Origin of the sequence: Winogradskyella thalassocola, assembly GCF_900099995.1 — a bacterium.
GTDB lineage: Bacteria > Bacteroidota > Bacteroidia > Flavobacteriales > Flavobacteriaceae > Winogradskyella > Winogradskyella thalassocola.
On sequence record NZ_FNCZ01000004.1, the window covers coordinates 188,510 to 210,272 of the forward strand.

At 34.0% G+C, this 21,763-nt stretch carries 16 protein-coding genes; 8 read left to right on the forward strand and 8 right to left on the reverse strand.

The window, feature by feature from the left end; translation table 11 throughout:
* Positions 1-11: 11 nt before the first annotated feature.
* From BLT80_RS11940 to BLT80_RS11960, 5 genes are all read right to left on the reverse strand, one after another.
* On the reverse strand, positions 12-2,459 hold the full coding sequence (locus tag BLT80_RS11940; protein ID WP_092468260.1) for an ABC transporter permease: 2,448 nt from the start codon (positions 2,457-2,459) through the stop codon (positions 12-14).
* Positions 2,460-2,518: 59 nt separating this feature from the next.
* Positions 2,519-4,936: an FtsX-like permease family protein gene (locus BLT80_RS11945; RefSeq protein ID WP_092468262.1), complete on the reverse strand. Its 2,418-nt coding sequence runs from the start codon at positions 4,934-4,936 to the stop codon at positions 2,519-2,521.
* A gap of 59 nt (positions 4,937-4,995) precedes the next feature.
* Positions 4,996-7,395, reverse strand: coding sequence for an ABC transporter permease (locus tag BLT80_RS11950; RefSeq protein WP_092468264.1), 2,400 nt, complete (start codon positions 7,393-7,395; stop codon positions 4,996-4,998).
* A gap of 165 nt (positions 7,396-7,560) precedes the next feature.
* The gene (locus BLT80_RS11955; RefSeq protein ID WP_092468267.1) at positions 7,561-8,238 is read right to left on the reverse strand and encodes an ABC transporter ATP-binding protein; all 678 of its coding nucleotides are present in this window, start codon (positions 8,236-8,238) and stop codon (positions 7,561-7,563) included.
* A gap of 88 nt (positions 8,239-8,326) precedes the next feature.
* Positions 8,327-9,577 carry an efflux RND transporter periplasmic adaptor subunit gene (locus tag BLT80_RS11960; RefSeq protein ID WP_092468269.1) on the reverse strand — a complete coding sequence of 417 codons (1,251 nt, stop codon included), beginning with the start codon at positions 9,575-9,577 and terminating at the stop codon, positions 8,327-8,329.
* Between the two features lie 299 nt (positions 9,578-9,876).
* Here BLT80_RS11960 and BLT80_RS11965 point away from each other — a divergent pair, with 299 nt between their 5' ends.
* Entirely contained in the window at positions 9,877-11,229 is a 1,353-nt protein-coding gene (locus BLT80_RS11965) for a sigma-54-dependent transcriptional regulator (protein ID WP_092468512.1), read from the forward strand.
* Entirely contained in the window at positions 11,219-12,562 is a 1,344-nt protein-coding gene (locus tag BLT80_RS11970) for a sensor histidine kinase (protein WP_092468271.1), read from the forward strand. Before BLT80_RS11965 ends, BLT80_RS11970 begins: the two co-directional genes overlap by 11 nt.
* On the opposite strand, the gene BLT80_RS11975 is transcribed toward BLT80_RS11970, so the two are convergent.
* The 3 genes from BLT80_RS11975 to BLT80_RS11985 all read right to left on the reverse strand — a co-directional run bounded on the left by BLT80_RS11975 (position 12,559) and on the right by BLT80_RS11985 (position 15,836).
* On the reverse strand, positions 12,559-14,955 hold the full coding sequence (locus tag BLT80_RS11975; protein WP_092468273.1) for a protein-disulfide reductase DsbD family protein: 2,397 nt from the start codon (positions 14,953-14,955) through the stop codon (positions 12,559-12,561). The two genes, BLT80_RS11970 and BLT80_RS11975, sit on opposite strands and share 4 nt — an antisense overlap.
* 137 nt (positions 14,956-15,092) lie before the next feature.
* Positions 15,093-15,506: a rhodanese-like domain-containing protein gene (locus BLT80_RS11980; RefSeq protein WP_317041772.1), complete on the reverse strand. Its 414-nt coding sequence runs from the start codon at positions 15,504-15,506 to the stop codon at positions 15,093-15,095.
* A gap of 12 nt (positions 15,507-15,518) precedes the next feature.
* Entirely contained in the window at positions 15,519-15,836 is a 318-nt protein-coding gene (locus tag BLT80_RS11985) for a rhodanese-like domain-containing protein (protein WP_092468275.1), read from the reverse strand.
* 358 nt (positions 15,837-16,194) lie between these two features.
* Here BLT80_RS11985 and BLT80_RS11990 point away from each other — a divergent pair, with 358 nt between their 5' ends.
* The 6 genes from BLT80_RS11990 (at position 16,195) to trpC (ending at position 21,599) form a co-directional block, all read left to right on the forward strand.
* Positions 16,195-16,653 (forward strand): MarR family winged helix-turn-helix transcriptional regulator, encoded by a 459-nt coding sequence (locus BLT80_RS11990; protein WP_092468277.1) that lies wholly within the window; start codon positions 16,195-16,197, stop codon positions 16,651-16,653.
* A gap of 2 nt (positions 16,654-16,655) precedes the next feature.
* On the forward strand, positions 16,656-17,225 hold the full coding sequence (locus BLT80_RS11995) for a YceI family protein (RefSeq protein ID WP_092468279.1): 570 nt from the start codon (positions 16,656-16,658) through the stop codon (positions 17,223-17,225).
* A gap of 263 nt (positions 17,226-17,488) precedes the next feature.
* On the forward strand, positions 17,489-18,889 hold the full coding sequence (locus BLT80_RS12000) for an anthranilate synthase component I family protein (protein WP_092468281.1): 1,401 nt from the start codon (positions 17,489-17,491) through the stop codon (positions 18,887-18,889).
* 86 nt (positions 18,890-18,975) lie between these two features.
* Positions 18,976-19,548, forward strand: a complete 573-nt coding sequence (locus tag BLT80_RS12005) for an anthranilate synthase component II (protein WP_092468283.1) — start codon at positions 18,976-18,978, stop codon at positions 19,546-19,548.
* A 273-nt stretch (positions 19,549-19,821) separates the two neighbouring features.
* Positions 19,822-20,814 (forward strand): anthranilate phosphoribosyltransferase, encoded by a 993-nt coding sequence (gene trpD / locus BLT80_RS12010; protein ID WP_092468285.1) that lies wholly within the window; start codon positions 19,822-19,824, stop codon positions 20,812-20,814.
* Positions 20,811-21,599 (forward strand): indole-3-glycerol phosphate synthase TrpC, encoded by a 789-nt coding sequence (gene trpC, locus BLT80_RS12015; RefSeq protein WP_092468287.1) that lies wholly within the window; start codon positions 20,811-20,813, stop codon positions 21,597-21,599. Before trpD ends, trpC begins: the two co-directional genes overlap by 4 nt.
* Positions 21,600-21,763 lie beyond the last annotated feature (164 nt).

The following is a 21,763-nucleotide window of genomic DNA, read 5'->3' on the forward strand; positions in this document are numbered from 1 at the left end:
CTCAAATTGATTTATTCTGAACGCAATGAGTCTACAGGATTGGCATTTGCAGCTTGAAGCGTCTTTACACTGATGACTAATAAGGCGAAGAAAATCATAGCTAATCCGCTTACTAGAAACACCCAAAAACTAATACTCGTTTTATAGGCAAAATCTTGCAACCAATTATTAATCCCATACCAAGCAATTGGTGCCGCAATTACAAAAGCAATCGCAACCAAGATTAAGAATTCTTTACATAGGATTGTGTTAATTTGAAATAATGACGCACCTAAAACCTTACGCACGCCTATTTCTTTTACACGTCGGTTTGTGGTATAAATGACAAGACCCAATAAGCCTAAACAGCTAATGAGAATAGACAAGCCAGTTGCCCAATTTAATAGTTTAGAAATTTTACGTTCGCGATTATAGAAATTTTGAATGCTTTCGTCTAAAAACTCTACGCGATAATCATCTATTTCTGTATAGACGGATTTATAAGCATGTTCAATTTTCGACAATGTTGTTTTTAAGTCTTCGGAAGATTCATTTTGCAACGCTAAATGTAGTCCCTGAAATTGACTCCAATCTGGACGGTTCCAATCTCCACGAAATGCCATAGGTTTAATATTACTTTTCAATGAACGTTGAAAAAAATCAGCCATAACACCCACAATCGGAACATTCTCACCACCTAACAAAACGATCTTACCAACGGCTTCCTCTGGACTTTTAAATCCTAGTTTTTTTCTACAGGTTTCGTTTATGACTAACTCTTTAACCGTATCATTTCTTATACTTCTTCCGGCTAAAAGATCTAACTCAAAGACTTTTGAATAATTAATGTCTCCAAAAATAAACTGCAAGTCGGTGTTAACCTCATTTTCACCATTATTATAGGAAAGAGACGTACTATTTGTGGATATCGATGCAGGAGGTGTGCCACCTATACTAATTTCTTTTATTTCTGGAATGGCTCTTAATTTTTCAACATAAAGCTCTTTTTTGGAAACTTCACGCTCGCCTCTTGGACTATAAACAGAAATAATAGCATCCGTTTTAAAACCCATATCTGTAGTGAGCAGAAAATTAATTTGTTTACCGACCAATAATGTGGCAATTATGAATATCTGAGCAATGGTGAACTGAAAAATGGTTAAAAACTTTCTTAGTTTCACCTTTTTATCGCCAACAGCTAAATGATTTTTTAATACGGAAACGGTATTAAATTTTGATAAAATTAAGGCTGGATAAAATCCTGATAAAAATGTTACTATGATTAATAAAACGATAACACAAACAACAATTAAAGGCGATTTAAAAAGCTCAAAATTTAGACCATCTGGCACAAAATCTGAAAACACATTTATTAACCATTTAGAAAGCAAAACAGACAATAGAGCAGATATTAGCACCAATAAAAAGGTCTCTCCCATAAACTGACCAATCAATTGCTTTCTAGAACTCCCTAAGGTTTTACGAATACCAATTTCTTTGGCGCGTTGAGATGCTTGTGCTGTATTGAGGTTTATAAAATTGATACAGCCTAATAATAACAAGAATATAGCCACTAAAGCTAGATTAGTAAGTAGTGATTTATTGGCTTGCCCTTTTGTCCAATCATAGATACCATATTTTTCATTAAAATGAATATCTGATAGCGGTTGTAATCCAAACTTTTGCTCATCACCATATTTTTTTGAATCTTCATCTTGGTGCGCTGCAGCTAAATTATCAAGACGATTTTGTATGGCTGATAAATCGGCATTAGAAGCTACTTTTACAAAGAGTTGTGAAGCATCATTTGTATTATTCCAATTTAAATTGAGGAAATTTTCTCGTAATCGGGTTTGCAAAAGAAGAGGTTTTGCTATAAATTCTTCAAACACAAAATCGGTTCTTTCTTTAAAATTTTCAACAATACCTGTTACAGTAACATTAAGGGAATCGTTATAAACTAGAGTCTTTCCTATAATATCTGAAGGCACAGTATTTGGAAAGTAATCTGCTGCTCTATTTTCTGTTAGTATAACACTATTTGGATGTGATAAGATGCTAGTTTCATCTCCTGCTAAAAATGTGTAATTGAAAATCTTAAAATAATTGGCATCTGTAAAAATGACGAAGTTTGGCCACTTAAATTCAGAACCTAATTCTCTATTTTCAACTTTAAAAGGGCGTTCAATATAAAAGCTACCAACCGTTTCAAAATTGGAATCATCCTTTATTTCATCCTCTAATGCTAAGGTGACTCCTGAAATAGAAAAGGTATCTTCTGGACTAATTAAATCTGTAACCACTCGATAAATACGGTCACCATCTTTATGAAAGTCATCAAAGGTAGCATCATAATACACCATTAAACCAATTACAAACGAAGCACTTAATCCAATAGTAAGACCTATGATATTGATTAGAGAAAACACCTTATGCTTCATAAGGTTCCTCCATGCTATTTTGAAATAATTTTTAATCATGATGTATTGTTTTATAAAAAAACCTACAAGGTTTTAAAAACCTTGCAGGTTGATGATGATTATTCCGTTCTTAAAGATTCTACAGGATTAGAGGTTGCGGCTTTTATTGTTTTTACAGCTATGGTTAGCATGGCTATTAATACGGCAATTCCACCAGCTGCAAGGAAAATCCAAATATTAAGATCAATACGATACGGATAGTTCTGTAACCATTTATTCATGGTCCACCAAGCAATAGGTGTAGCCATAAGAAATGCAATAACAACCAATTTTAAAAAGTCTTTAGTAAGCAATACCGTAATTGCAGAGACACTCGCACCAACAATTTTACGTACACCTATTTCTTTTCGTCGTTGTGCCACAATGAGCAATGACATGGCAAACAAACCAATACAGCTTAAGATAATGGCTAGTATGGAACCACTACCAATCATAGTAATCATGGTGCGTTCGTTACGTAAGGTTCGTTCTATATTTTCATTTAAAAATGAGCCCTGAAATTCCACATTAGGTTCAATAGTATTCCAAGCTGTTTTCACATCATCGTAAGCCTGTTCTAAATTTTGAGATGTAACTTTAACGTAGGCATTTCTTAGATTCCAATTAGGAAGTGCAAATAAGGTCATAGGCGCAATATGCTGATCTAATTCCTGAAAGTTAAAATCCTCAATGACTCCAACGATATTATAAGAAGCATCATCTAGTGTGATTTGAGATGCTAAAATATCCTCTTCATTCATCTGCTTAGCCATCGCTTCGTTGATAATAACCGATAGACTATCGCTCACCAGATTCTTTCGAAATGAACGGCCTTCAATAATATTCAAATCTAAAGTTTCAACATAATCTGCATCAACAACTAACATATGCGTATCCACTCCACGCCCTTTGTGCTCAAAACCTAAGACACTCGTTGTTCGATTGCCATCTTTACCAATACCCAAAATATTGTTGGATGCTGTGATGCTCACAATATTCGGCTTATCCTGAAGCGTATTTCGAAGTAATTCTATAGCTTTTTGATCGTTGAGTTTTCCATTAAGCGGAAAAGCAATGACCTGATCTTTATTAAACCCTAAATCTTTAGTTCGCATAAATTCTACCTGATCCCAAAGTACAAGCGTACCACTTATCAATAAAATAGCAATCCCAAATTGTAAAACCATTAAACTGTTTCGTAAACGATTTTTACCATTCACCTGTAGCTTTCCTTTTAAACTTTGTAAAGTTCCAAGACGACTCATGAGTAATGCAGGATAACCACCTGCAATTAATGTAATAAGCAAAACACTAAAAATTAGCAAAATCAGTAATGATGGATTTAGTAATGTTGCCAATGAAGCTTGCGTTCTAAAGAGTGTTTGAAAATAAGGCAGTAACACCACAGCTAATAAAATCCCTAAACCTATGGACATTAAAAACACTAAAATGCTCTCCCCCCAAAACTGAAAGAAGAGCTGTTTTTTATTGGCTCCAAGTGTTTTTCGCATACCGATTTCACGCAAACGTTGTGAACTTTTGGCAATACTCATATTTATAAAATTCACACAAGCGATAAACAGAATTAAAAAAGAAATTCCCAAAACTAAATAAGGCATGGTACGATTGACACTAACAACGCCTTGATTAAAATTAGCAAAGCGAACATCTGCCAACGGCAATACTTTTATTTGTCTGTAAAGGCCATCTGCATTAGGCTCAAAACCATCACGCTTGGCATTATCAATCTCATTTTTATAATGTAGTTGGGTAAAATCCGCTGTACTTTTCTCAAATTGCTCAGGTTTTAAACCTTCAGAAAGTTGCATATACACCTCATGATTTTCCATGTCCCAACGTCCTACAGTTCTGGCATAGGCATGTTCATTTTGGCTTTTAAAATTGAGCACGATATCAAAACCTATAGAACTTGTATCCGGAAAATCTTCAACAATGGCTGTGACATTAAAAGGCACTTCTTCTTCATCTCGTAAAATAGTAACCGTTTGCCCTATGGGATTTTCATCTCCAAATATGCGTTTTGCAGCCTGCTCTGTCATTGCAACTGAAGACTCTGACGTTATTGGATTTTTCGTATCTCCTTTTACAATGGGAAAACTAAACATATCAAAAAAATCGGGATCCACATAAGCCGTCCCCATACCAAGTTGCTTGTCTTGATACGTTAATAAAACTCCAGATCCACTATAACGTGTAATTTTATCTACTCCTGTAACCTCATCACGAAATGTTGCCGCAAAAGGTTCAGATTTTGAGGTATTGGCTTCAATACCGTATGGTCCACTATCTTCTGAATACACTTTATAAATCGTATCTCCATGGTCATGAAAGCGATCAAAAGACAATTGAAAAACCGCAAACATGCCTAATAATAGAGCTACTCCGAATGCGACTGTAAGACCTACGACATTGAGTGCTGTGAATGTTCTGTTCTTCCAGAGGTTTCTGAGTGCTATTTTGAAATAATTTTTAAACATAGTTTCTAAGAATTACTGTTCGTTTTTTGATTGATTGATTGATTGATTGATTGATTGATTTATTCTGTTCTAAGTGATTTCACAGGATTTGACGTAGCTGCTTTTACGGCTTGGAAGCTTACAGTGATTAGTGTAATGATTAATGCTCCAAAACAAGCAATCGCAAAGACATCCCAACTTACGGTTGTGCGGTAACTAAATTTCTGCAACCATTGTCCCATAATATAATAAGCTAACGGAGATGCAATTAACAATGCTATGATTACAAGCGTGATGAAATCTTTTGAAAGCAATAACCATAACTGACTGATTGATGCTCCTAATACTTTACGGACTCCAATTTCTTTTGTGCGTTGTTCTGCTACAAACGATGCCAATCCAAAAAGTCCTAAGCAACTTATAAAAATCGCTAATGCCGTAAATACTCTTGCTAAACTGGCAACACGTTCTTCCGATTTAAACTTTGCTCCATATTCCTCATCCACAAACTGATAATCGAAAGGTGTGTTTGGGAAGTTCTTTTTAAAGACAGTTTCAATAAGCGCTAAATTTTCACTAGTGCTTTTTTCAGGATTAAGTCTTACATTATAAAACGCCGTATTATCTTCGCTATCAAAAACATACATCGCTTGTTTTACAGGACTGTAAGGCGATTGAATAATCATATCTTCAACAACGCCTACAATTTTTAAAGGTGGATTTTGGTCTTCAGTATCAGAATCTCTAATATATTTCCCAATAGGATTTTTGATATTCATATATTTTACAGCGGTTTCATTAAGAAGTACCGCATTAGAGTCTGAAGCAAATGCTCTCGAAAACCCTCGCCCTTCAAGTACTTTTAAACCTAAAGTTTCAACAAATTCGTAAGACACAGAAGTGTATGCTAAATCTTCTTGAAAACCCTCAGGCTTACCATCCCAAGTATAGCCAGATCGGTTGGACCACACATTAGTCATTGGCCCACTTGTACCCGTCATTTCTAAAGCACCTCCAGAGGCTATAAACTGATTCCTCATGATATCTTTTTTCCCGATAAACTCGTTACTCATTACAGGAATTTGAATCAATCCTTCTTTATCATATCCAACAGGACGATCTTTAGAAAATTGAATTTGATTCATTACCACCAATGTTCCTATAATCAATGCTACAGAAACGGTAAACTGTGCTACGACTAAAATTTTTCGAGGTAAGGATGAATAGCGACCAGATTTAAAAGTGCCTTTTAATACCGTAACAGGATTGAAAGATGACAAATACAATGCAGGATAACTCCCTGCTAAAAATGCCGTAATAATTACAAACACTAATGCTATCAACCAGAATTGAAGACTTGTCCACGGAAAAACAATGGCTTTACTCGCTAGGTTATTAAATCCATTTAAGAACAACAACACTAAACCAAGTGCAACAATAAATGAGAGAAAAACTATTAAAAACGATTCACTTAAAAATTGAAAAATAAGCTGACTACGTTGTGAGCCAATCGATTTTCTAATACCAACTTCGGTCGCTCGTTTTTCGGAACGCGCTGTACTTAAATTCACAAAATTGATACAAGCTAATAACAGAATAAACAAACCTATAATACCAAATAACCAAACGTTTTCAATACGTCCGCCAGATTGCACACCGTTTTCAAACTCACTTCGTAAATACCAATCTTTCATTGGTAATAAAAATAGTTGCGGATTAAATTGAGCTGTTTCGGATGAGGCATTTTTCTTTACATCACTAATTTTAGAATTGACCACATCCATAGTGGTATTCGCATTGATTTGCACAAACAACTGAAAAGAATTGTTTCCCCATGATTCTTTAGACCATTCAATCCAATCTTGCGTGGTGATATAATGCTTCCATGGAATGATATATTTCATGTCGCTAAACGAATTATTAGCTGGTATATCTTTATAAATTGCAGTGACCACTAAATCATCTTCGTTATTTACTTTTACGATTTTACCAAGTGCCGTATCATTCCCAAATAAAGCATGAGCAGCAGATTCAGAAAGCATGATTGAATGCTTCTCTTTAAGGCCATCCTTAACACCTGCAATAATATCCAAGTCCAACATATCGGTTGCACCTTCTTGCATCGCGTTTCCTGTTCTGTAAATGTTGGTTTCACCAAATTTCAGGTATCGTGGTTGCTCCCAAGATGACATCACAATATGTTTAAAGTTATCTTTATGATCTTGACGCAAGGCAAACTCTAATGGTCTCGGAATTGCTGGACCTGTTCCAATGGTATTATTTATAGTCTGACTTTGAAATATTTGAGCTATAGTCTCTTTATTTTCAAAATGATTATTAAAATTTAATTCATCAGTGACCCATAAACCAATCATAATCGTCGCTGCCATGCCAACAGCTAAACCTGAAATATTGATAAATGAATACACCTTATTTTTAATAAGATTCCTAAACGCTATTTTGAAATAATTTTTTAGCATGATTTCTATAAATTACTGTTCGTTTCTTGATTGATTTGGCTTCAACACTTCAGTACAAGTTGATTGGTTGGTTGATGACGTACTGAAGTATTTCCACCTGATTGATTGATTGATTGATTATTTCCAGACCTGTCAGGTTTTAAAAACCTGACAGGTCTATTCTATTTATGCCAATATATTTTCTGTTACTTTTTGTCCGTCTAACATTCTTATAATTCTGTGACTGTATTTAGCATCATGCTCACTGTGTGTTACCATAATGATGGTTGTTCCAGCTTCATTAAGATCTATTAATAAATCCATCACCTCATTACCATTAGTACTATCTAAATTTCCTGTTGGTTCATCGGCTAATATTAATTTTGGATTATTAACCACCGCTCTCGCTACTGCCACACGTTGTTGTTGACCACCAGACAATTGCTGAGGAAAGTGATTACGACGATGCATAATTTGCATTTTTTCTAAAACCGCTTCCACTTGCTTTTTACGTTCTGCAGGTTTTACACCTGTGTAGATTAATGGTAATTCTACGTTTTCAAAAACGGTAAGTTCATCGATAAGATTAAAGCTCTGAAATACAAAACCGATGTTATGTTTTCGTAATTCTGAACGTTTACGCTCATTGTAACCAGCGACTTCAGTACCATTAAACATAAAGCTGCCTCCATCTGGATCATCCAATAACCCTAAAATGTTTAATAAAGTCGATTTCCCACATCCTGAAGGTCCCATGATCGCGACAAACTCACCTTCTTTTACATTAAAAGACAACTTGTTTAAAGCTATGGTTTGCACTTCTTCTGTTTTATAAAATTTCTCTAAGTCCGTAATTTGTATCATTGTATTTGTTTTTTGGCTGTTGGCCCTTAGCTGTTAGCCTTTAGCTTGTTAGTTGTTAACTCTTAATTATTTCTCTATTCTCTTGTTTCTATTTCAATATCAACTCTTCCGTATCACCAAAAGAATCGTAACTCGATGTCACTACTTTATCACCTGGATTTAATCCATCTAACACTTCGTAGTATTCTGTATTCTGACTTCCTAATCTGATATTTACTTTGTAGGCCGTATTACCATCTTCGCTCACTTTAAACACCCAATTCCCTCCTGTTTTTTGAAAAAACCCACCTTTAGCAACTAACAACGCTTCTTTTTCGGCACTTAAGGCCACGCGTATCTGTAAGTTTTGACCTCTTCTAATCCCTTCTGGTACATCGCCTTCAAATTTCATATCTACTTGAAAACGACCATTGGTTACTTGGGTAAATACTTTTTTGATGACTAACGTGTAGGTTTTGTTATTCAAGGTAAAGGTGCCTATTTGACCATTATAAATTCTAGAAATATAGTGCTCATCGATATCAACTCTTACCTTGTAACCGCTAGTGACATCAACTTGTCCTAATCGTGTGCCTTTATTTATAGACTGACCAATTTCGGCATCCAAAGAGGTTAACTGTCCATCGATTGGTGCTCTCACCACTAAATCTCCTACTTTTTTTCGCATCAACTCTAATGCACTTTGCGTTCTGGCATATGAGTTTTTTGCTTGGCTCACTTCTAATTTAGACGAAATGGTGTCCTCAGATAAAACTTGTTTTGCAAGTTTCATACGTTCTTTCTGATACTCAAAATTATTCTGAGACGACTCGTAATCCATTCTTCCTATCGCACCTTTATCATATAAGCGTTTATTCAAATTATAAACACGTTCCGCTTCAATCAAATTATTTTCAACATCTGTAAATTGATTTTGTCTGTTAATGGTATTTTGACGCGCTGCATTTTGAGAGATTTGCATTTGCGTTAACAAGTTATATACGGATGTTTCTTGGTTCACTAAACTCAATTCCAAATCAGTGTTCGATAACCTTAAAATAGGCTCTCCTTTTTTCAGCATGGCTCCATCTTCAACAAACTTCTCCTCTACTCGGCCGCCTTCTAACGCATCTAAATAAATAGTAGTGATAGGCAATACAATACCATTAACCGGAATATTTTCTTGAAACACACCTTTCGAAACGGTATTGATTGAAATACGTTCTTTTTCAACATTCAATTTTGAACCACCTGAGGTTTGAAAAATAACATACACGATTAAAGCCACTATGGCTAAAATCCCTAAAGCTAATCCTAGTTTTTGATTTGAAAATTTCTTCTTCTGAATTGGAACGTCCATTATATCTCTTTTATTTATACCATTTATATAGTGAAGATGATGCCAAAACCACAAAAACCTTATTTACAGCTAATTATATTTAAATCTAAAACTAAAAGTGTCCGTTTTTGATACACTTTATGTTCGAAAACGCACACTTTTGAAGGCTCTAAAAATTTAAGTTTTGTAATTTTTATAAGCCCGAGATAAAATCGTAATATTGTAAACACAACCTTAGAATGAGCTCTATACGTTATTTTCGAAGAATGACGTTGAGCTTTGAAAGGACTTCCTAATAAATAAACCTCGATTATCGAGTGATGGTATTAAAAAACGCTACAATATTAGTTATAGACGATGATGTTGATGTATTAACAGCATTACGCCTGCTTTTAAAACCACTGGTTAAGGAAGTGGTTACCGAAAAAAATCCGAGTAATATTGCGTCTCAAATTGAGCGTACCTCCTACGACATTATCATTTTAGATATGAACTTTAATGGTTTGGTCAATACAGGTAACGAAGGTATTTTTTGGTTGAATAAAATTAGAAAGCAAAAACCTGAAACCTCAGTTATTTTAATGACCGCATATGCTGATATTGATTTAGCGATAAGAGGATTAAAAGAAGGAGCTTCTGACTTTTTGATGAAACCTTGGAAGAATGAAAAAATCGTAGAAACGATTACAACGATCCTAAGTCAAAAGAAATCCCAAAACACTCAGAAGAAACAATTTAATAGCAATACCGTTGCAATCATTGGCGACAGTGATGTTATGACGGATGTCTTTACCAAACTTAAAAAAGTGGCACCAACAGATGCCAACGTTTTAATCCTTGGTGAAAACGGCACAGGTAAAGATTTAATTGCTCGTGCACTTCATGATAACTCCAATAGAAAAAACCAACCGTTTGTAAAGGTTGATGTTGGTGCTTTAACCGAATCATTATTTGAAAGTGAATTATTCGGGTATAAAAAAGGCGCGTTTACAGACGCTAGAGAAGATAGAAAAGGCCGTTTTGAAGCTGCCCATGGTGGTACATTATTTTTAGATGAAATTGGCAATATTAGTTTAGCCCAACAAGCAAGATTGCTCACCGTTTTACAGAATAGACATGTGACGCCTTTAGGTTCTAATACTTCAATTCCTATTGACATTCGCTTAGTTTGTGCGACGAATATTGACCCACAAATTTTAGCGGACGAAAAGAAATTTCGAAAAGATTTAATTTACAGAATAAATACGGTGGATATTATTGCGCCACCACTTAGAGATCGTGGCACAGATATTACCGAATTAGCACATCATTTTGTCACCTTATATGCCGAAAAATATAATAAAAGTCCGTTTTCATTTGATTCTGGATTTATTTCAAAATTAAAAAATCACGATTTCCCAGGTAATGTTAGAGAATTACAATACGTTTTAGAACGTGCTGTGATAATGACGGATGGTTCCGTTTTAAAACCTGAAGACTTAGTGTTTTCATCTATAGAACGTCCGTCCTCAGCGACAAGTATTACCACGAAAAGTTTAAACTTAGACGATTTAGAAAAAAACGCGATTTTAAATGTCCTTGAAAAAAATAAGGGCAACGTGTCAAAATCGGCTAAAGAACTGGGCATTACAAGAGCTGCTTTATACAGAAGATTAGAAAAGTATGAACTATAGAAGTTACATCTTTTGGCTCTTTTTTAGAATTCTACTTTTAGTAAGTATCATACTTGCATTAGCCTATACCATATACAAGGAACAGACGGCTTACATCGTAGTAATTAGCATTGCACTACTTTATTTATGTATTAATACCTACACGTTTGTAAAACGAAGGTTTGTGGTGATGGATGATTTTTTTGAAGCGGTTAAGTATCGTGACTTTTCGAGATGGTTTCCAGAAGACAGAGGTCCAAAAGATATCCGTTTTTTATACACAGGCTTTAATGAAATTAATAAAACTATAAAAGAAATCAACTCTCAAAACGAAGCGCAATACGTTTACCTTCAAAAAATTTTAGAGATGGTAGACATTGGGATTATTGCGTATAATCTGGAATCTGGTGACGTGCTTTGGAGTAATGATTCTTTTGGCGAAACCTTAGACATGCCGTCGTTTAAAAATATTCGATTTGTAGAAAATAGAAAACCAGAATTATTTAATACCATTTTTGAAACTTACCATAGAGAGCCGAATTCCATTGCGATAGCGCTTCAAAATGAAAGTATTAAAATATTAATTTCTGATACTGTATTTCAGGTTAAAGAGGATGCTTTCAAATTAATTGTAATTCAGAATATCGATGATACCTTAAATAAAAATGAATCAGAATCTTGGAAGAAGCTTTTAAGCGTGATGACACACGAAATCATGAATTCTATTGCTCCGATTTCATCCTTAGCAGACACACTTCAAAAAAACTTACAATTAGCCATAGAACAACCTGAAGAAACACGCCTTGAGTTAGACGATTTAAACGCTGGAGTTAAAACCATTAAAAACCGTAGTGAAGGCCTTTTAAAATTTGCGAAGACCTATAGAAGTTTGAGTAAAGTGACACACCTCAACCTACAACGTGTTAAAATTGAAGACTTATTTAATAATCTTCAGTTGTTAATGGAACCTTCAATAAAGGCGAAAAATATAAGTATAGCATTTAATGTTACGTCTCCTAAACTAGAGTTGGATATTGACACCCATCTTATAGAACAAGTCTTAATTAACCTTATTTTAAATGCTGTTGATGCTTGTAAAGATGGAGCCCATCCACAAATTAAAGTCCTTGCTTCTCAAAACCCAAATAGAGATATTGTGATTAAAGTTTTAGACAATGGTTCCGGAATTCCTAAAGACATTTTAGAAAATATCTTTGTACCGTTCTTTACTAGTAAAACCACAGGAAGCGGTATTGGATTAAGCCTTTGTAAGCAAATTATGTTGCTTCATAAAGGTAGAATTATTGTTAAAAGTGTAGAAGGAGAAGGTTCTGTTTTTAGTTTGATTTTTTAATCTTTAAAATTTCCAATCCCTTCTTTTAACCATGCCTCGTATTCCTCAATATCTGGAGTATAAGCAACAGGCTCATTAAGATTTTCTTCATTATGATTCATCAATACATAATACGGTTGTGTATTGGTTTTGTACCTGATGGTTTGCATTTCGCTCCACTTCTGACCTTTGTTTCTTAGTTTTTTTCCTGGTCTTAATTTAGAATCTGGCGCTTCACCTTCAGGAAAATCGATTTGCTCATCAACATATAAAGAAATAAGCACAATGTCATTTTTAAGTTTAGATAACACTTGTGGATCTACCCAAACATTTTGTTCCATCTTACGGCAATTCACACAAGCCCAACCCGTAAAATCTAACATCACAGGTTTCCCTACTTTTTTGGCATAAGCCAAACCAGTTTCATAATCATTAAAAGCCAAAATATCATGTGGTGCTAATAAATGTGCTCCTTCAGGAATATCTGTTATACTTGCGCCACCACCTTTTGAATTTCCAACTCCATAAGGAGATTCAGAATAATCTAATGGAGGAGGAAAGGCGCTAATAATTTTTAAAGGCGCTCCCCAAAGTCCAGGAATCATGTAAATCGTAAACGTTAGCGTTAGTAAGCCAAATAATAATCGTCCTACGGAAATATGTTTTAGTGGCGAATCGTGTGGCAATTGAATTTTCCCAAAAAGGTATAAGGATAATGTTCCAAAAATAGCAATCCATATAGCTATGAATACTTCACGTTCTAAGAAGTGTAATTGCAATACTAAATCGGCTTGCGATAAGAATTTAAACGCTAAAGCTAATTCTAAGAACCCTAAAACGACCTTTACAGTATTTAACCAGCCTCCTGATTTTGGTAAAGAATTTAACCAACCCGGAAAAGCAGCGAATAATGCAAATGGTAATGCGATTGCAGATGAAAATCCTAACATTCCTATTACCGGTGCGATTCCTCCTTTGGAAGCTGCTTCGACCAAAATAGTTCCTACTATTGGACCTGTGCAAGAAAACGAGACAATTGCTAAGGCCAAAGCCATAAAAAAGATACCAACTAGTCCACCTCTATCAGCTTGCTTATCGGCTTTATTTGCCCAAGAATTCGGTAATACAATTTCAAAAGCACCTAAAAATGAAATGGCAAAAACCACTAATAATATAAAGAAAATAAGGTTAAACCAAACGTTTGTGGCTAATGCATTTAAGGCATCAGCACCAAAAATGGCTGTTATAATTGTACCTAATAAGACATAGATTACAATAATAGATAATCCATAAATAATAGCATTACGAATGCCTTTGGCTTTAGATTGACTTTGTTTTATAAAGAAACTCACCGTCATTGGTATCATTGGAAACACGCATGGTGTTAATAACGCGACAAATCCTGAAAAGAAAGCAATTATAAAAATAGACCACAAACCTTTGCTCGACTCGTCGTCAGTTGACTCAGAAATCTCAGTGACATCTGAGGAAGCCACAACAGTCTTAGTTAAATCATATTCTAAATCGACATAAGTTGGAGCTGTACATTGTGTGTCATCGCAAGACATAAAACCAACCTCTGAAACGACTTTAGAAATTGTTGCGTCTGAAACTTTAATTTTTTGTCTGAATTCAGCCTTATTTTTAAAGTATTTAATCTTCATATCGAAGACCTTGTCTATACTTTCTTCACCCTTTTCTTCGTTGGTAGAACCGACTAACTCAACACCGTCTTTTAATGTATAGTCAAAACTTGTTGGAATTGGGCCGCCTTCTTCAATATTTTGAGCATATAACTTCCAACCCTCATCTATCGTTGCGGTAGACACTAAAATTAATTCGTTATCATTTAGTTTTTCAACAGAAGTACTCCATTTTACTGGCTCAAGAATTTTTGTGGTATCACCTGTTAAATTTAACGCCATTCCTGCAGAAACCTCTTTAACGTCTTCAGTATCCTTCAAGTTAAACTTAAGATCTATATAAGTTGGTGGTAAACATTTTTCGTCATCACAGACCATAAATTCCACTTCACCTTCAACTAGAGATAATTCATTATTTAAAACTTTAATACGTTGTGTAAACTCCGCTTTGTTTTCAAAAAATTTAATCCGCATTTGAAAAACAGGATCATCTACAGTATGACCTTTATCCTCAGAAGTTGCACCGACTAACTCAAAATTCTCGCTTTCTGTAAACGTAAAACCAGTAGGAATTGGTCCATTATCTGGTACATTTTGAGAATATAAATGCCATCCGGAATCAATAGTTGCAATTGAAATAAGGTTGTATTCTATATCGGAAATCTTTTCGACTTTTGTTTCCCATTTTACGGGATCGAAAACTTGAGAAAATAAATTGAATGAAAACGAAAATGCCAAAAGGCAAAGTAGAAGTACTTTTTTAAAGTTCATAAACGACATGTTAATTTGCAAATGTAACAGAAGTCTTTCTGTTCTCTGTTTACAGTCGTCTAATTTATAAAAATCTTAAGAATTCGAGAAGAGAATTAGGAGTATAAAAAAACCGAACATTAAGTTCGGTTAGGTTGTTAAGATTTTTCTTCAATTTTTATGACATCTGAAAATTTCCATTTAGAAATTCCACCTTCAAGATCGTATATCTTTTTAAATCCTGCATCTTTCATCTTTTTAGCACATTTAGCACTTCGACCTCCAGATTTACAGTACAATATTACAGGTTTATCTTTATTCAATTTTGTGATATCATCATCAAAAGTAGGTGACATAAAATCTATATTTTGAGCATTAGCAATGTAACCACTTGCATATTCTTTGGGTGTTCTTACATCAATTAATTGCACATCTTCTAACTCTAAAATAGACTTCATTTCTTCAGCAGACACGAGTTGTATTTCAGAATTATCTAAAGATTTATTTAAACAGCTTGTATTAAAGCCAACTGTAACTAAAAAACAACATATTGCAACTATTCTTCTCATCATTTAAGTATTAAATTATTCATTATAGGCAACATCACCTTGCCATTCATTGAACCCACCTAATAGATTATAAGCATTTTCAATATCTAATTGATTCATAATAGCGCACGCTTGTCCGCTTCTATTACCAGATCTACAGTATACGTAAAAGTTTTTTGATTTATCCAATTCTTCAACTTCGTAGATAAAACCTTGTCCCTTAAAAATATCTATATGAATTGCGTTAGGAATTATTCCTTCTGCAACTTCATCTTGTGTTCTAACGTCTAAAACAATTGCATTCTCGTCTGCTTCGAGTTGTTTTGTCCATTCTTCTTGTGATAAATCAGCCATTCTTTGTTCTTAATTTTTAGCAAAATTAACATTCCATTATGATATAGACGTAAAAAAATCAGAAGTGTTACATTTCAGATTCATTTTTTAACATATTCCTCCACTATCGTAGGAATCTACTGTAATTAAATTTAAAGAATATAGTCAATTACTATTTATTCCTTCCCTTTTATATCATGATCTCTAATTCAGCCTAACATCATATTCTATATATAACTCTTCTATCGTTTTTTTAGTACATCAATTCTTTAAATGACATAGCACTCTGAATAATTAAAATCTACACGTTCAAAATTTAACAAAATATTAATTTCTCATGTGAATAAAACACATACATTTGTATATACAATTGTTGTATATGAAAGAATTAAACGACATACTAAAAACAAAAGCTGATTTGCCGATACCAAGAGCGACAGTAATAAATATTTTTCACACCACAACATGGATAAAAGATGATTTGTTATTAGAGCTAAAACCTTTCGATTTATCCTTAGAACAATTTAATGTCCTTAGGATTTTGAGAGGTCAAAATGGAAAAGCCATAAACTTACAAGACATACAAGAGCGTATGGTAAACAAAATGAGTAATACCACAAGATTAGTGGACAAGCTGATAAAGAAAAAATTTGTAAAACGTACAATCTGTAATACCAACAGAAGAAAAGTGGAGATCGTCATTACAGATTTAGGTTTAGAAACGTTGAAAACAGTGGACCCGATTATAGATCACACAGAAAAAAATATTACAAAAAATTTGACTCAAGGCGAGTTAATAGAATTGAATACCCTTTTAATAAAACTTAAAAACAAATAATTATGAAAAACAGAAATTCAAAAATTGCCATGCTATTAGTTTTAGCATTATCATTTATGTCTTACACAACATTAAAAGACAAAACCGTAAAAGTTGAAGAGAGTTCAGTAATCTGGAAAGGTTATAAAGTCGGTGGAGAACATACTGGAACAATTAACTTAAAAAGTGGTACACTTTCATTTGATGGTAAAACCTTGACCGGAGGAAATTTCACTATAGATATGAAATCTATCAATTCAACCGATTTAGAAGGTGGGTACAAAGAAAAATTAGATAGTCACTTAAAGTCTGATGATTTCTTTGGTGTAGAAGAATTTCCTACAGCAACTTTAGATATTACATCTGTAACAGGTAAAAATGGTAATTTTAATGTAAAAGCTAATATTACTATTAAAGGAAAAACAGAAGCTATTTCTTTTCCATTACTTATTAAAGATAACACAGCAACTGCAAATTTAAAGATTGATAGAACGAAACATAACATTACCTACAAATCACCTTCTATCTTAGAAACTATAAAGGATAAAGCTATTTATGACGAATTTGATTTAGATGTAACGCTTAAGTTTTAATCCCTCAATAAAAAAAAAGTAGTCACATTTATATTTTGATTCCTGTTTTCGTGAAATTTACGACGACAGGAATCTTTTTTTCCTAAAGTGTTTGATATCCGAAATTTGATTTCTATCTTTGATGCTCAGATGAAAATAAATACAAATCATACTTGGTGGTGGAATTTCTCAAACTTACGTTCGTGAACTAATCCTTGGTATGTAATACTTATATAAAAAAAAGGCTTGTCATTCACGACAAGCCTTTTTTAATTTAACATAAAATGAAAACATTTAGTTTAAACACACATTATAAAAAAATATTAGCAGACACTATTACGCCAGTTAGTATCTATCTTAAAATTAGAGACAAATTCCCGAATAGTATTCTATTAGAGAGTAGTGATTACCATGCAAACGACAACAATTTTTCATATATCTGCTGCAATCCGATCGCTTCTATAAAAGTGGAAGGTGATACGATTTCGCAAACTTATCCTGATGGAAGTTCCAAGAGCAATTTAATTGAGACGGTTGGTGTCATTGAAGAGATTCATAAGTTTACCCAACGTTTTAAGGTGGACTCCAACGACGACTTTAAGTTTATCAATAATGGGATTTTTGGGTACACCGCTTATGATGCTGTAAAGTATTTTGAAGACATCGAAATTTCAAAAAAAGATAATTCTGTTTCTATTCCTGAAATATATTATGCTGTTTATCAAAATATCATCGCTATAGATCATCAGAAAAATGAAGCTTATATTTTTGCACATTGTTTTCATAGCGAAAATAACATTGACGACATTTTACAATTGATCCAAACGAGACAATATGCCTCTTACGATTTTAAACCCAAAGGAGACATTGAATCTAATCTTACAGATGAGGAATATAAAGCAAATGTAGAACTAGCAAAAAAACATTGTGGCCGCGGAGATGTCTTTCAACTGGTACTGTCTAAACAATTTTCACAACAATTTAGTGGAGACGAGTTTAATGTTTACAGAGCCTTAAGAAGTATTAACCCATCCCCTTACCTATTCTATTTTGATTATGGGAATTTTAAAATATTTGGTAGCTCACCAGAAGCACAATTAGTAGTTAGTGATGGTAAAGCCGAAATTCATCCTATTGCTGGTACTTTTAAGCGAAGTGGAAACGACCTTAAAGACGCGCAATTAGCTGAAGAATTAATAAAAGACGACAAAGAAAACAGCGAGCATGTCATGTTAGTTGACTTGGCAAGAAACGACCTAAGTAGAAACGGAAGCAATGTTACTGTCGAAAATTATAGAGAAGTACAATTCTTCTCTCACGTCATTCATTTAGTAAGTAAAGTTACAGGTACAATTCACAAAAACACCGACACCATGCAAGTGGTTGCAGACACATTTCCTGCCGGAACGCTAAGTGGAGCACCAAAACACAAAGCCATGCAGTTGATTGAGAAGTATGAGAAAACAAGCAGAGGTTATTATGGTGGAGCTATCGGTTTTATGGATTTTAACGGCAATTTTAATCATGCCATCATGATTAGAACATTTTTAAGTCAGAATCATAAATTATTTTGGCAAGCAGGCGCAGGAATAGTTGCCAAATCTGAAGCCGAAAGTGAATTGCAAGAAGTTTATAATAAGCTTGGTGCTTTAACAAAAGCGATTGAACAGGCTGAGGAAATTTGAGTTAGCTGTCATTCCTGCATAAGCAGGAATCTATTTAAAAAATTGAAGTATAATTAAAAAGATATTCCGTTTCACGGAACATTGCGATGAAAAAAATATTAGTCATAGATAATTACGACAGTTTTACATACAATTTAGTTCATTATTTAGAAGATTTAGATTGTGAAGTCACCGTAAAACGAAACGATAAACTAACACTAGAAGAAGTCGATGCTTTTGATAAAATTGTGTTATCTCCAGGACCAGGAGTCCCAGATGAAGCCGGTTTATTAAAACAGATTATAGAAACTTATGCTCCAACCAAAAGTATCTTAGGTGTTTGTTTAGGACAACAAGCTATTGGTGAAGTTTTTGGTGGTTCATTGGAAAATTTAGATAATGTGTATCATGGTGTGGCCACTAGCATTACACTTTCAGTTGATGACGAATCCCTTTTTAAAGGCTTAGGCAAAACTTTTGAAGTGGGCAGATATCATTCATGGGTCGTGAATGCCAATTTACCAGATTGTTTAGAAGCTACGTCATTTGACGACAACGGACAAATAATGTCATTAAGACATAAAGTTTACGACGTTAAAGGTGTGCAATATCACCCAGAATCGGTGTTGACACCAGATGGAAAACAGATTTTAGAAAATTGGGTAAACAGTAAGCAGTAAGCAAAAACTAAAATACAATTTGGGAAGAATACAAAATTCAGTAAAAATTAATGTCCCATATTCCGACAAAGTCGGAAACATCAAAATTCAGAAATAATAAGTGAAGGAATGGAACTGCAAAGCGAAGCTTTAAGCATGGAATTTCGAAAACGAATGGTGCTTTAGCAATTTCCTAATTTTGATCGTGATTTTTGGTTCGTTTGCATCAAGGCAAATGAACAAAAGAAAATAAGAACAAATAAAAAAAAGATACCTGCTTTCGTAGGCATTGATATGAAACAATTATTAAACCGACTCATTAACCAAGAAAGCATCTCTAGTGAAGAAGCAAAAAACGTCTTGGTCAACATATCCGAAGGAAAATATAACCAAAGTCAAATTGCATCATTCTTAACCGTTTATATGATGCGAAGTATCACCACAGAAGAGCTTCGAGGTTTTAGAGACGCACTACTAGAGTTATGTATTCCAGTAAATTTAGATAACTACGAGACTATCGATTTATGTGGAACTGGAGGTGACGGAAAAGATACTTTTAATATTTCAACCTTATCTTCATTTGTGACAGCAGGTGCAGGAGTCCATGTTACTAAACATGGGAATTATGGTGTGTCTTCGGCTTGTGGGTCTTCAAATGTCATGGAATATTTAGGCATAAAATTCACAAGTGATACCGACTTTTTAAAACGTAGTATTGATGAAGCCGGAATATGCGTTTTACATGCACCTTTATTTCATCCTGCAATGAAAAATGTAGCCCCAATCCGAAAAGAATTGGGTGTAAAAACCTTTTTCAATATGTTAGGCCCAATGGTCAATCCTGCATTTCCAAAAAATCAAATGGTTGGTGTTTTTAATCTTGAATTATTGAGATTGTACAGTTATTTATATCAAGAATCGGATAAAAACTATGCCATAGTTCATGCTTTAGATGGTTATGATGAAATCTCGTTAACAGGAAAAACGAAAGTGATTTCTAATATAGCAGAAACCTTATTTGAACCGCATGACTTAGGAGTCAATCAAATTCAACAATCTGAAATTTTTGGAGGAAACAGTATCAAAATGGCTGCCGAAATTTTTAAAAGTGTTATCAATTATAAAGGTACAGAAGCACAGCACAATGTGGTGTGTGCTAACGCCGGACTAGCCATTGCTACGGCCAAACAAATTTCACATAAGGAAGGATTTGAATTGGCCAAAGAATCGCTTGTTGGTGGAAAAGCAAAACAGAGTTTAGATAAACTAATTGAATTAAGCAAATGAACATCTTAGACAAAATAGTAATAGACAAACGCAAGGAGGTTAATCTTAAAAAAGAACTAATTCCTATAAAAGCTTATGAACAGCTACCTTATTTCGGAATGAAAACAAGGTCATTGTCAGAAAAATTAAGAGTAAGTCAGACTGGTATTATTGCAGAATTCAAACGCAAATCGCCTTCTAAATCCATTATAAATGATACTGCTTTGGTTGAAGATGTTGCCATTGGTTACGAAAATGCAGGAGTATGTGGCATGTCTATTTTAACGGACGAGATTTATTTTGGTGGTTCCATGGACGATTTAATGATTGCTAGAGAAAATTGCGAATTGCCTTTGCTTCGAAAAGAATTTATAATTGATGAATATCAGATTATTGAAGCCAAAGCTATTGGTGCAGATGCTATTTTACTAATTGCAGCCATATTAACTAAAGCTGAGATTAAGCAGTTTTCTGAATTAGCTAAAAGCCTAAATCTCGATGTGTTATTAGAAGTCCATAACGAAGACGAATTACATAAGTCCATTATGCCATCTTTAGATATGTTAGGTGTAAATAACAGAAATTTAAAAACATTTGAAGTCAGTTTAGACATCTCAAAACAATTAAGTGCATTGATACCAAATGATTTTGTAAAAGTATCTGAATCAGGTATTAGTTCTGTGGACGCCATCAAAGAATTACAGCCTTATGGCTATAAAGGTTTTTTAATCGGCGAAAACTTTATGAAAACAGATAACCCTGGAGCGAGTGCTGCTCAATTTATAAAAGACTTAGCAGGTTTATAAAACCTAGCAGGTCTAAAATAGAAAAGAAACAAATTAATTTTAACGTCACTTCGAGTGCTATTTGAAGTACGAAAAAATTGTATCGAGAAGAAATAAATAGATTCTTGCCTTCGCAGGAATGACAAAAATAATAATTTAAAAAAGCCGAATGCGTGGTGAGATTC